Source organism: Bradyrhizobium sp. SSBR45G, assembly GCF_030159255.1.
Classification (GTDB): domain Bacteria; phylum Pseudomonadota; class Alphaproteobacteria; order Rhizobiales; family Xanthobacteraceae; genus Bradyrhizobium.
This window is the reverse complement of record NZ_BSCT01000019.1, coordinates 112,182-124,640: the sequence shown is the minus strand read 5'-3', so window position 1 is coordinate 124,640 and position 12,459 is coordinate 112,182. Positions and strand designations below refer to the sequence as shown.

The following is a 12,459-nucleotide window of genomic DNA, read 5'->3' as shown; positions in this document are numbered from 1 at the left end:
CTCCGATGCTGGATGGCCATCACGCCCTGACATTGGTCCCGCACGACGTCGCGCGCGTCGTGCGGCGACCGCTGGCGCCATAGGGCGAGGCATTCGCAATCTGCTCGCGGATGGCCTGCATCACGGCCTCGATGCGACGATTGCTCGCCTCGATGGCAGCGCGCAGGCGTACGAGATTTTCGTCCATCGCGCCGCGCAGGTTGAGGATGTGCTCCATCAGTTGCTCACGCAGGACGCGGTCGCGCACGTCGAGGCTTGCCGTATGCCTGGCGCATTCGGCAACCCGCTGCTCGAACAGCCCTGCCAGGCGGTTCTTGTCGTCGAGCTGTTTGGAGCGGGAGGCTGGCAGGCCCTTGGCCAGCTCGGCATTCTCTTCCGATATCACGGCCATCAGTTCGTCGATCAGCGCGATCAGGGTTCGCACCTCTTGCTCGCTGGCGGGCCGTCGCTCCGCCTGGACTGCTTGTTTCATCATCTCGTCCCCAATCTCAATGGTCGCGCGGCGGTCGGCGGCCTGTCTGTGCCACCCGCGCATAGGTGTTCAAGGCGGTCACCCGGACTTCGGCGACCCGGAATTCCTCCTCGAGCTGCGCGCATTCGCGCAACAGCTTCCGGCGGACCGTCTCGATGTCGTCCATCAGCGCCAGGAGCTGCTTACGGTCGTCCTTGCCGGCCGCAGCAGCGCGCAGCCTCAGCCGGCGCAGCTTTTTCAACAGAGCTTCGCCCTCGCCGAGCCGCTCCTTTTTCAGGTCGGCCATTGTCACCTCATCGACGAGATCAGCGTGTCGTACATCTTGTTGACAGCCGAGATCACCTGAGATGCCGCCGAGTAGGCCTGCTGGGCCGAGATCATGTTGCTGAACTGACCGGTGGTATCGGTCGTGCTGGACTCCAGCTCGCTGCCGTAGATCGTCCCTGCCCCATTCTCGCCCGACGCCTGCAGCGTCGCATTGCCCGATGTCGCGGTCGAGGTGTACATGCTGCTGCTATGCGCCACGAGGCCGTTCGGATCGGCGAAGGTCGCGACCGCGATCTTGTAGATCGGAACCGTCTGGCCGTTGGAATAGGTCGCCTCGACGAGGCCGTTGCTTCCAACCGAGATGCTGCTCAGCGTCCCGAACGAGATGCCGTCGGAATTGGCGCTGAAGTTGGAGACACTCGGCGTCGTGCTGCCGGAGGACAGCTGGGTCAGGCCGTCGGTGCCGCCGCCGGTGGTGCCGAAGCTCAGCGCGATCGAGCTCGCGGCCGCGCCGTTGTTCCAGGTGATGCCGAGATTGGTCGAGGAGACCGTGCTGAGAGAGCCGTCCGAGTTGAAGTCGATCGTATAGCTGCCGCTGGTCACCGTGCCGTCCGTGCTCGTGGCCGGCGCAACCGCGGCGGTCCATTCGTTCGCGGTCGTCGACTTCGTCCAGGTGACGTTGAGCGTGTGCGATTGTCCGAGCGAATCGTACACCGTCATCGAGCTGCTGAAGCTGTCGCCGCTGGCGGCATCGGCCGGCAGGTTGGCCGCCAGCGACGTCTTGGTGGTCGCCCCGCCATTGGTCAGCGCGACCTTGGTGTTGATCGATTCGAGCCCGTTGCCGACGACGTTGCCGCTCGCATCGGTGCGCCATCCCTCGAGATAATAGCCGCTATTCTCGAGATAGCCGGCATTGTCGGTCGTGAAGGCGCCGTTGCGGGTGTAGAAGGTCTCGCCGCCCGCCGAGGTCGAGTTGGTGGCGACGAAGAAACCGGAGCCCTGGATGGCGACGTCCGTCGCATTCGTCGTTGTGGCCAGCAGCCCCTGCTGCGTGATGTTGGACCGGCCGGACACCGACACGCCGCCGGACGAATAGGCCTTCGAACTGCTCGATGCCGTCACCAGCTGCTCGAACATTCCGGACGTCGTCTTGTACCCGGTCGTGTCGGCATTGGAGATGTTGTCGCTGATCATCGCGAGCGACGAGCTCTGGGCGTTGAGCGCCGAGATCGCCGATGAGAGGGCCCCAGAAAGACTCATGATTGTACTCCGAATGAAATCGTCAGGAGGTGACGCCGATGATGTTGCTGGCGCTGACTGGAACGCCGCCGACGGTGAGCGAGGGCGTGCTGGTCGAGGTATCGATTCCGGTCACTGTTCCGGTGATCGTGGTGTAGTTGAGGACCGAGTTTCCGGCCGAGTCGGTCGCGGTGACCGAGATCGTGTATTGCCCGCCGTCGCTGAGCTGATTGCCGCTCGAATCCTTGCCGTCCCAGGTGATCGAGTTGGAGCCCTTGTTGCCGGTGCCGGTCCCGGTCCAGACCGTGTTTCCAGAGGAATCCTTGATCGAAATCGAGACGTTCGACGCGGCCGACGACAGCGAATAGCCGAACGTCGCCGAGCCGTTGGAGAGGACGGCGGTATCGGTCTTGGCTTCGACCGTATGGCCGATGTAGTTGACCGAGTTCAGCGTCACCAGGCTCGAGAACGAGCTGGCAAGCGACGTCATGCTGGTGTTGAGCGACTGCTGCGAGGTGTAGTTGGCGTAGGACGTCATCTGGTTGATGAAGTCGGTGACGCTGGTCGCGTTCAGCGGATCCTGGTTCTGCAGCTCGCTGACCAGAAGCTGGAGGAAGTCGGTCGAGCTCAGCGTCGTACGCGAATCGCTCGATGATGAGGTCGATGAGGTGGTCGCGGTCGACGAGCTCGTCGCGGAAATAGTCATGGCAGAACTCCGGCTCTCGCCGCTGGCAGCGGCGGGACACATCACGACAATTCGGTCGTGAGGGCGTTTGCTGATCAAACGGCCGGAGCGCCGAATCCAGGCGCACAATTAGTTGGTGGAATTAGTTGATCCGACGGCAGAATTTGCCGCCGCGCCATTGGGCAGAGGCGGCAAAATTCGCCTGGTGCCCCGCGCTCCAGTCCCAATCGGACGAGTGCTTCAAGGCGGCGCAATCGGTTAGGCGGGATGAAATCGAGGTGGTGCGGCGCTGCCAGAGCCCTGGCGATCGCGTCATGGAGGACACGGCGTCGCCTCTCGACGCCGTCCTGTCCGATCGGGACGGCATGCGAGCCGCGGCGTATTCCGCCCCACGGACGGGGCTTAATGCGGCTGAGACGTCAGCCCGGCTGGTGAGCGCCGGCGGGCGCGGCTGTCGCCTCTTCCGGCGTCGCCCTGCTGGCCGCAGCCAGAATGCGCGCGGTCAGGCCGGCGGGCGCACGAACCGGAGGCGACGACAACGCCTCGCGGACGAGCCGGGCGTCTGAAAGCAGTTGGCTGGCAGCAGCAGATGTTGCGAGCAGCTCGGCTGCCGCCTGGCGCTGCTCGACCGGCCAGCGGGAGATATCCTCGCCCAGGCGATCGATCAGATCTTCAAATTCCCTGACGTCCATCGTCCGCCCAATCCAGCGCTCCGTGGACTGTCTTAAAGCATTCAGCGGGCGAACGAAATTGATATCGGCCGATTGTGACGAACGACCGCAAGGCGAGATCGGAAAGCCCGTAGATTTCGGGGGCCGGACCCACGAACAGCGGCACAGGATACCGTCTTTGCGATACGATACAGGCTGTTGCTGGTCAGTTTCCCAAGATTTCCGCGCTGCAGCAGCAGGACGATTCGGCGAAACTACCGTCGGTTGGCCGAATCACCCGGCACGCGTGCAACCCGTGTGGCAGCATCGACAGCCTCCCAGGACATCCGCAGCTCCAGCAGGCTATCGATGATGCGCTGAAAATTCGCGCGCATGCCGGGACGGCCATAGGCGCGCAGGGCGGCCAGGATCAGCGCGTTATAGGTTGCAAACAGCTGGTCAGCCACCGCCCCACCCCGCGTCGGATCGAGGTGCAGGCTCAATCCGCGCAGAATGGCGGTCGCCCGCGTCAGCTGGTCGTGCCCCTCCTCGAACCGGCGCGCCTCGTGCGCCTGCAGGGATTTCTGCAGGCACGTCACCGCCCCGCCGAGCAGCATGATGATTGCGCGCAGCGGCGGAACCGCCACGGCAGCGCCGCGATAGGCTTGGCTTGCAAATTGTGCCATCGAACTCTGGGTCATCAGTTACTCGAACTCGCGTTGAGGAGGGCTTTCAGATAGGTCAGCGTGTTGTTGGCGCTCTCGATCGCGGCCTGATATTTGGCGTATTGCGCCGTGAGCTGGGTCTGGAACGTCGCCGCCGCGCTGTTGATGTCGTTGACCTTGGACTGCATCGTCTCGTCCTGGGTGGTCAGGTTGTCGATCAGCGTCTGCAGCGAGCCGGTGCTGGCGGAAGCGGTCTTCGCGATCTGGTAGATCTGCGTGGCGAGGCCCTGGGTCGAGGTCACCGTGATCGATTGCGAGGTCGTGCCGGTGTAGGTGAAGGCCATGCCGGCATAGATCGTTCCGGAATTGCCAACGATGGTGTTGCCGCTGACGGTGAACAGCGAGCTGTCGCCACCGACGGACGCGGCCGTCAGACTGCCCGATGAATCCACCGTGAGGTCCAGCGTGAAGGATTGTGGCGAGGTGCCGGTGTTGACCACGCTGAGCTGGCTCGAGGACGTCGTGGTCTGGGCCGACAGCAGCGTCGTCACGCCGCTCAGATTGGTGCTGAGGATCGTCGACAGCGTGCCGGTGTCGAGCTCGAGCTCGTTCTTCTCGTTGAACGACAGGCCGAGGTCCGCCATCGTCAGGCCACCGACCGAGGTGCCGAGGACCGTCTGGAGCGAGTTCATGATTTGACGCATGGTTCCGTCGCCGAACAGCACCGAACTGGACGCGGCCGTACCGTCGGAGTTGGTCGTCTGCTGCGCCAGCACGGCGTCGCGGAACGCATTGTAGTTTGTGACGAAGGTCTGCAGCGCGGATGAGATCTGGCTCGTATCGGTGCCGATGGTGACGTTGAGGGTCGTCCCGGACGGCGTCGCCTGCAGGAGATCAAAAGTAACACCGCTTAGAACGTCGGTGACGTCGTTGGTGTTGCGGGTCAGGCTGATGCCATCGAGGGTGAATTGCGCCGCCTGCGCCGTCTGCAGCACCGAGGAGAAGGCGCCCGAACTATCGGTCACCCCCAGCTGGTTGAGGATATCGTCGCCGGACGAGCTGGAATAGGTGATATCGGCCGCGTCCTGCGTGCCCGTCAGCACCAGCTGGTAGGATCCGCTCGACACCTGCACAATCGAGGCCTCGACATCGGTGGTCGAGCTCTGCGCATTGATCGCACTGACCACGTCCTGCAGGGTCATGCCGCTCGTGATGGAGATATCGGCCGTGCTGCCGCCGGACAGGCCGAGCGAGAATGTCCCGGAATAGCCCAGCGCTGTGGTCTGGCTGGACTGCGCCGTTCCCGTCACCTTCTGCGCGGTCGCGATCTGGCTGATGGTCAGCGTGTGACTCCCGGTCGCCGCGCCGTTGTTCACGGACATCGACAGCGCCGATGAAGCGCTGACATCGCCGGTCGCGCTGATCGTGGCCGCACGCGTCGCAAAGACGTTGGTCGCGAGCGAGTTCACCACGGCCGTCGCCAGCGATGACAATCCCGACGAGAGCGTCTTTAGCGACGTCTGCAGCGTCTGATAGGCCGTGATCTTGGCCTCGTTCGCGGTGATCTTGGTGGAAATCTGGGTCGCCTGGGAGAGCTTGGCATTGACCGCGGACTGGATCAGCGCGGTCCAGTCGATCGTGCTTGTCGTGCTCGTCCCGGACGTCGTGAGCGAACTGCTCGAACTCGTCGAGGACGAGGATGAGGAGGTGGTGCCGCTCGTGCTCGAGGTGGCGCTGCTCACGGTCATTGGTCGGCCTTCTCCGAAGGAAAGGCCGGACCGGCATGACGCCGGCCCGGCAGATCACGGCTCAGCCCAGCAGCTTCAGCAGGTACTGCGGGATCTGGTTCGCTGCGGCTTCGGCCGACACGGCGGCCTGGGTCTTCACCTGGGCCGACGACAGCTTGGCCTGCTCCGACGCGATGTCCGTGTCCTTGATCGCCGAGTTGGCCGACTGCAGGTTCTGCGTCTGCGTCGAGATCGAGTCAGCGGAGAAATTGAAGCGCGACTCCTGCGCACCGATATCGGCACGCGCCTGGGACACGGTGCTGATCGCCGTATCCAACGCGGTCAGTGCCGCGGTGGCACCGGTCTGGGTGCTGACGTCGAGCGTCGAAACGGCGAGCGCCGTCGAGGTGAGGCTCGACAGCTTGATGCTGATCGTATCGCTGGCCGAGGAACCGACGAGGACCGACACACCGGCCGAGAAGGAGCTGGAGCCGTCCAACAGGCTGGTGCCTGAATAGCGGGTGCCCGATGCGATCGAATCGATTTCGCTGGTCAGCTGCGAAAATTCCGACTGGATATAGCTGCGGCTGCTGCTGTCGACCGTGGTTCCGGACGCCGACTCGGAGGCCAGCGACTTCATGCGCGCCAGGATGTCGCTGATGTTGGACGCGCCGCCATCCGCGGTCTGCAGGATCGAGGTCGCCTGCGACGCGTTGGTCGCGGCCTGCTGCAGCGTCGTGATATCCGAGGAAATGCGCGTCGAGATCGCCAGACCTGCGGCGTCATCGGAGGCGGAGGTGATGCGGGAGCCGCTCGACAGCTTGGAGAGCGAGCTGGTCTCCTGGGCGGAGTTGATGTTCAGATAGCGGACGGCCGAGTTTGCGGCGACGTTGGTTGAAATTGCGGGCACGGTGAGAACTCCTGAGTGATCGGCGAGACACGCCGCATCGTGGAAGGACTGACGGTGCGGATCAGCCCCGTCTGACCGATCAAACGGAGGCGCCTGCGGGAATCAGGCGGAAATTCTCTTGCGCCGGGAATGTTATGGTTAGCAATCAGTAAAGGCGCCGCGGATGTCGCGCTCATGTCGGCGCAGCATCTCGCGCAATTGCTGGCGCCCGCGCTTCAGCAGCGACTCCACGGCCGCCACCGTCGTGTCCATCACCTCGGCGATCTCGCCGTTGCTCATGTTCTCATGATAGGACAGGATGACGGCGACCCGCTGCTGCTCCGGCAGTCGCTGCATCGCCGCCTCGAGAAGATCGTTCATCTCGGCACGCTCGATCACGCTCACCGCATCAGGCTTGCCGTCCGCGACTTCGGGAACCACGTCGACGTTCTCGGTCCGCGGCTTGCGGCGGAGGTCGATGCAGCGATTGCTGACCACGCGATAAAGCCAGGTCGAGAATTTCGCGCGGCCGTGCTGCCAGCGGCCGCGATGGGTCCACACCTTCAACATCGTGTCCTGCACGACGTCCTCCGCGTCGGCGGCATTCCCGACGATGCGGAGCGCAATCGCATAGGCCCGATCGATGTGACGCTCGACCAGAAGACGGAACGCTGCTTCGTCGCCGGTTGCGAGCCGGTCGAGCAGCTCCTTGTCCTCGTCGAACACCACGGTCTCGCCTGACGGCACGCAGTCCGGAACAGTGCTGACCGACTCGCTCCACGGCACCGTCGCAACGTCCGGTGACGCGGGCGCGTTCGAAGACACGCCATCGGCCGGGGCCCAGACGTCCAGCGCGTAGCTCATTTCCGAATCTCCAACCCGCAATGCCGGATGCGCAGCTCGCAGACGGCTTCCGATCGTTGAACGCCATGACCGGAATAAACAGGCGGAGTTTTTTCGTTATTTTTCAGATGCTTACGTGGAATGTTTTGCCTAGGCCAGGGCAAATTTTGCCGCACGCGGATGATGCGCGGTGGGATGTTTGAGCATGGAAGGCCGCGGGTCTGCATGGCGGGGATTCATTTCGAAAGACGAATTCAGCAGAGAACGCAGCTACAACGCTTACTAACACCGTCCACGGCGCACAGCGCGCGCTCGCGAACACGACGGTTGCGGGAGACGAAAATTCACCCGATGGGATCAGCCGAACCCGGCAATTTTTTCCGAATCACCTCGACGAAATTATCGTATTTTTTGAGTCTGTCAGTTGCCGTGACTACGATTTTTGAATCGACGGATACTTTTTTGCAGATCTCCGCGCCTGATATCGCGAGCTCATACGTTGTAGTAGCTGACAGTCACGAACATCGAAGCAGCCAGCATGAAAAATGCGGGAAGCGCTGTCGCGCGCGCGAGATGTAGATCGTTGCTGAATGTTTCCATCCCTGCATGTGAGACACGTGATCTGCGGTCGCGAGCGACAGCTGCGCACGCGATCAACAGCGATGAATTCAGGCTCAACTCGCTGCCAGGCTCGTCCAATTCCCGCCTTTCGTGGATCCAAGTGAGAGGCAAAGACGCTCAGCCTGCCGTAAAGCTGTTCACTCAATCGCAAGCCCGAACACCGTCGGCAACATTTCGCAACGAAGGTCGCGCGTGACGCGTCCAGACATCGAGCTACACCTGACTTTGCGCAACATCAGCAGCACCGATGCGATCGATGCGCCTGATTGAGTGCCGTGGTCCGTTTTACTGGCAGGAGGACCCGGCATGATGCGACGAGACGCGACCGCCAGCGAAGACGATTCGGTGCAAGCGCTGCGCGCTGAGGGCGTCGCGCTCGGCAGGCAACAGCAACACCGTCTGCGATGGCTTTCGCAGACATTCGGACCGCTGGTCCCATGGAGCGACCGCCTCTCGCCTCGGCAGGGGCGGACCATTGTCGTCATCGACCCGCCGACGGGGGCTGGTGCCGAGCTGCTCTACGGCTCGCTGACGGCGCATGATGCCGTCGTGATCCCGTTTGGCGAGAATCCAGCATTCGACTTCCTGAAATCGAAGTTGACCGCGTTCGGCACGGTCGGAGCGTCCGCCGACGGACCGCATGAAATGTGGTGGGGCGGAACGGCCTGGCGCCTGCCCGACGCTGCGCCCGCTCGCGATGGGCTGCGCGTCGTGTCGTGTCACGCCAGCAATGTCGGCGATCTGCACATCTATCACCTCCGGCGCTCGGTGGAGCGCTTGGGCCTGCCGCTCGACCTCGAGTCGATCGAGACCCGTCAGCGCGGCGTTGTCAGCGCGGCCGAGAAGGCCGGCTTCATTCAGCGCATGTGGCAGCGGCATGCGGCGCCGCTGCTGTTCGTCGACGCCGACGTGATGCTGCAGTCGGTTCCCAATCTGCCGCTGCTCGCCGGCTGCGATTTTGGCGTTCACACGTGGAACGGCTGGGAGATGTCGGCACGGACGCTCTATTTCGGCCAGTCGGAGGCGGCAGGGATGCTGCTGGCGGTCTGGCGCGAGATGGCCTCGTCTCACCCCGATGTCTGGGATGGCTATCTCATCGATCAGGCATGGAGCCTGGTGTCGTCACAAGTGCCGCTCGACACGGTCTGGCTGCCCCGCTCCTACCACGCGGTCGCCGGCGAGCACGGAGCCAGGACGGCAGCGATCGTCCACAATCTGCGGCCAACGGCCGCCGATCTCGGCCCCGATCCTGAATTCGCAGCCCTCGCCCGTTCCGCCCGGCGCGCCGGCCGCGCCGGTGCGCGCGATCCACTGCTCATCCTGCAATCGGATGTGACGAAACAGAACGCGGTCACGGTCATTCTGCGCGAGGTCGAGGGCAGCAGCGCACGTGACACGGCGGCGAGCATCGAGGCGCTGACCAGTGCCTTCATCCATGATCACGGCGGCTTCTCGCGCCTCGAGCTCTCGCTCTGCCCCTGGCAGCAGGACGTGCGTCTCGCCAGGGAAGCGGCCTTTCTGGCCGACAACAAGGTGATCGAGGTGGCGCCCGGGCAGGAGCTGCCACCGAACCTGTTCCGTGCCTTCGCGGTCGCCGAGGCCGCGCGGCAACCGCTCAAGATCGATGCCTACGGGCGCTGAACCCAACACCGGATCTGCATCATGCTCACCACGATCATCCTTCTCACCGGCAGCCGCGATCAGCAGCTTGCATTGACCGAGCTGCTCAAGGCGCACAATCCTGCGCTGTCATTCCGTTGCGCCGTCACGGAGCAGGACCTGCAGGCCATCGGCCGCGACGTGCTCGCCGAATCCCGCCTGCTCGCCTTCACCACCGGTGTGATCGTTCCCTCCGAGATCCTTCAGGCGCTGGGCCACGGCGCCTACAATTTTCATCCGGCGCCGCCGGATTATCCAGGCTGGGCGCCGGCTCATTTCGCAACCTACGACGGCGCGACGCGCTTCGGCGCGACCGCCCATGTGATGGAGCCGCGCGTCGACTGCGGTGCCATCGTCGGCGTCGAGACGTTCGACATTCCGCGCGGGGTCGATGTCAGAGGCCTGGAGCAGATGACGTTCGTGCGCCTCGCCTATCTGTTCTGGCGCATGTCGCACGATCTGGCCTGTCACACCGGTCCGCTGCCGGTTCTCCCGATCGGCTGGAGCGGGATCAAGAGCACGCGGCGCATGTATGCCGAGATGTGCGACATGCCGGCCGACATCGACGCCGCCGAGATGGCGCGCCGCATCAGCGCCTTCCACGACGACTTCCGCGGCATTCCGCTCACGGTGACCCTGCACGGCATGCGCTTTCGGCTGGACGGCGCAGCTTGCCCATCCGTCGCGCCTGTCGCGCTGGACGCGCCGGCGCTGGCGATGGCCTCGTAATCTAGCGCTTCAGCGGCTCGGTCACGGTGTGATCGAGCCGCGCCTCCCAGCCATGACGCTCCAGCTCCGGGTCGTCATGCTCCTCTTCCGGCCAGCCGACACAGAGATAGGCGATCAGCGTCCAATCGGGCGGCAGGTCGAGCTCCCGACCGACGGCGGCCGGATCGAGGATCGATACCCAGCCGACACCGAGTCCTTCGGCCCGTGCCGCCAGCCAGAACGTCTGGATCGCCGCCACCACCGAATAGCGCAGCGTTTCCGGCATCGTGGCGCGGCCGAGACGATGACCGGTCGCGGCGCCCTCGTCGGCACAGACGACGAGATGGACGGGCGCCTGGGTGAGTCCTTCCAGCTTCAAGCCGGCATACAGCGCACGCCGCTCGCCATCGTAGCCCGCCAGCGCAGCCTGGTTGGCCGCTTTGAAGTTCTCGATGATCGCAGCGCGGCGCGCGGCGCTCTCGACCAGCACGAAACGCCAGGGCTGACAGAAGCCGACCGACGGCGCATGCGATGCGAGCGCGAGCAACTGCTCGATCAGCTCAGGCGCGACCGGCTCGCGGCGAAAGCGCCGGACGTCGCGGCGCCAGCGCACCAGCTCGGCAAAGCGTGCTCTGAACGAGGCGTCGAAACGCGGCGGTGCTGCGGTCGCTTGGCTCATGCGCTCTCTCCGCTCAGGACGTGCAGGAATGTCCCGGTCACCGTTCCGCGCCGCGCACCGCGCTCGGCGATGGCGCGACCCGTCGCATCGCGACAGTCGATCAGCGGATCGTCCGCCTCCTGCAGGATCGTCGCATAGTGGAACTCGTGACCGTGAACCACCGTTCCCTTCGGGCCGAGGCTGCAGTCGGCCAGCAGCGCCGCCCGGCGATAGCCGAGATGCAGGCGGCGCTTGGCGAACGAGGTTTCCAGCGACAGCAGGCCGGACATCGCGTGCCGCACGCCGTGCGCGTCTTCCAGCCCTGCCCCCAGCGTCATGTAGCCGCCGCACTCGCCGTGAATCGGAACGCCGCGTGAGGCCATCGCGCGCAGGCCGCCAAGGAAGCAGCCGGCCGACGCCAATCGTCCCGCATGCAATTCGGGATAGCCGCCCGGCAGCCACACCGCATCGGCAGCGGGATCGGGAGCCTCATCGTTCAGCGGCGAGAACGGCACGATTTCGGCGCCCGCCGCTTGCCAATGCCGCAGGAGATGCGGGTAGCTGAACGAGAACGCGGCGTCCGCAGCCTGCGCGATACGCTGTCCCGGCGGATCGATGCCGAAGCGCTGCAGCTGCACGGCCCGACCCGTCGTGCGCATCGGGCGCGCGAGGGCAAGCACCGCATCGAGATCGACGGACGTGGAGATTTGTGTCGCCAGACGGTCGAGATGGGTTTCGATCGCGCTGATCTCCTGAGCCTGGACCAGGCCGAGATGGCGCTCCGGCAGCGTCAACTGCCCATCGCGCGCCAGCGCGCCGAGAATGCCGATCCCGACGGTCGCGAAAGCGGGCGCGATCAACGCCCGGTGCCGCTCGCTCGCGACGCGATTGAGGATCACGCCGGCGACTTCAACGTCGTCGCGAAAGCGCGCGCAGCCGAGTGCGACGGCGGCAGCCGTCTCGGTCTGGCCGCTGACGTCGAGAACGAGCACCACCGGCCAGCCGAGCAGCGCTGCGAGATCCGCGGCCGAGCCGCGGCCCGCGCGGCCGACCTGCGGGGCGCCGTCGAACAGGCCCATGACGCCTTCGACGACGGCGATGTCGGCGTCGGCCGTCACGCTGGAGACCAGCCCGGTGAGCTGCGCCTCCGACATCGCCCAGCTGTCGAGATTGTAGCTGGTCCGCTCGGCCGCGACCGAATGAAAGGCGAGGTCGATGTAGTCCGGACCGCATTTGAACGGCTGCACGCGCAGGCCGCGCCGCGCCAGGGCGCGCAGCAGCCCGAGCGTCACGGTGGTCTTGCCGGCGCCCGAACGCGGCGCTGCAATGATGATCCCCCTGGGGGCCGCTGCCGTCATGGCCGGAGCACCGCCGTG

At 64.8% G+C, this 12,459-nt stretch carries 13 protein-coding genes; 2 read left to right on the top strand and 11 right to left on the bottom strand.

The window, feature by feature from the left end; genetic code table 11:
• Positions 1–19: 19 nt before the first annotated feature.
• From QQL87_RS21545 to QQL87_RS21505, 9 genes are all read right to left on the bottom strand, one after another.
• Positions 20–472: a flagellar protein FlgN gene (locus tag QQL87_RS21545; RefSeq protein ID WP_284420665.1), complete on the bottom strand. Its 453-nt coding sequence runs from the start codon at positions 470–472 to the stop codon at positions 20–22.
• Between the two features lie 16 nt (positions 473–488).
• Complete coding sequence (locus QQL87_RS21540; RefSeq protein WP_284420543.1) at positions 489–758, bottom strand: hypothetical protein; 270 nt, start codon at positions 756–758, stop codon at positions 489–491.
• Positions 759–760: 2 nt separating this feature from the next.
• Positions 761–1,999, bottom strand: a complete 1,239-nt coding sequence (gene flgE / locus QQL87_RS21535; RefSeq protein WP_284420544.1) for a flagellar hook protein FlgE — start codon at positions 1,997–1,999, stop codon at positions 761–763.
• Positions 2,000–2,021: 22 nt separating this feature from the next.
• Entirely contained in the window at positions 2,022–2,684 is a 663-nt protein-coding gene (locus tag QQL87_RS21530; protein ID WP_284420545.1) for a flagellar hook assembly protein FlgD, read from the bottom strand.
• Positions 2,685–3,082: 398 nt separating this feature from the next.
• On the bottom strand, positions 3,083–3,355 hold the full coding sequence (locus QQL87_RS21525; protein WP_284420546.1) for a hypothetical protein: 273 nt from the start codon (positions 3,353–3,355) through the stop codon (positions 3,083–3,085).
• A 233-nt stretch (positions 3,356–3,588) separates the two neighbouring features.
• The gene (locus QQL87_RS21520) at positions 3,589–4,014 is read right to left on the bottom strand and encodes a flagellar export chaperone FliS (protein WP_284420547.1); all 426 of its coding nucleotides are present in this window, start codon (positions 4,012–4,014) and stop codon (positions 3,589–3,591) included.
• Entirely contained in the window at positions 4,014–5,726 is a 1,713-nt protein-coding gene (gene fliD / locus QQL87_RS21515; RefSeq protein ID WP_284420548.1) for a flagellar filament capping protein FliD, read from the bottom strand. Before fliD ends, QQL87_RS21520 begins: the two co-directional genes overlap by 1 nt.
• A 61-nt stretch (positions 5,727–5,787) precedes the next feature.
• A complete protein-coding gene (locus QQL87_RS21510; RefSeq protein ID WP_284420549.1) occupies positions 5,788–6,615 on the bottom strand; it encodes a flagellin N-terminal helical domain-containing protein in 828 nt (275 codons plus the stop codon).
• 138 nt (positions 6,616–6,753) lie between these two features.
• Positions 6,754–7,458 (bottom strand): RNA polymerase sigma factor, encoded by a 705-nt coding sequence (locus QQL87_RS21505; protein WP_284420550.1) that lies wholly within the window; start codon positions 7,456–7,458, stop codon positions 6,754–6,756.
• Positions 7,459–8,364: 906 nt separating this feature from the next.
• Here QQL87_RS21505 and QQL87_RS21500 point away from each other — a divergent pair.
• Both QQL87_RS21500 and QQL87_RS21495 read left to right on the top strand, forming a co-directional pair.
• The gene (locus QQL87_RS21500; protein WP_284420551.1) at positions 8,365–9,699 is read left to right on the top strand and encodes a hypothetical protein; all 1,335 of its coding nucleotides are present in this window, start codon (positions 8,365–8,367) and stop codon (positions 9,697–9,699) included.
• A 21-nt stretch (positions 9,700–9,720) separates the two neighbouring features.
• Positions 9,721–10,446 (top strand): formyltransferase family protein, encoded by a 726-nt coding sequence (locus QQL87_RS21495; RefSeq protein WP_284420552.1) that lies wholly within the window; start codon positions 9,721–9,723, stop codon positions 10,444–10,446.
• 1 nt (position 10,447) lies between these two features.
• Here the strand turns inward: QQL87_RS21495 and bluB are convergent, their stop codons facing one another.
• Both bluB and QQL87_RS21485 read right to left on the bottom strand, forming a co-directional pair.
• Positions 10,448–11,104 (bottom strand): 5,6-dimethylbenzimidazole synthase, encoded by a 657-nt coding sequence (gene bluB / locus QQL87_RS21490; protein WP_284420554.1) that lies wholly within the window; start codon positions 11,102–11,104, stop codon positions 10,448–10,450.
• On the bottom strand, positions 11,101–12,441 hold the full coding sequence (locus tag QQL87_RS21485) for a cobyrinic acid a,c-diamide synthase CobB (protein WP_284420555.1): 1,341 nt from the start codon (positions 12,439–12,441) through the stop codon (positions 11,101–11,103). The genes bluB and QQL87_RS21485 overlap by 4 nt, the downstream gene beginning before the upstream one ends.
• Positions 12,442–12,459: the final 18 nt, after the last annotated feature.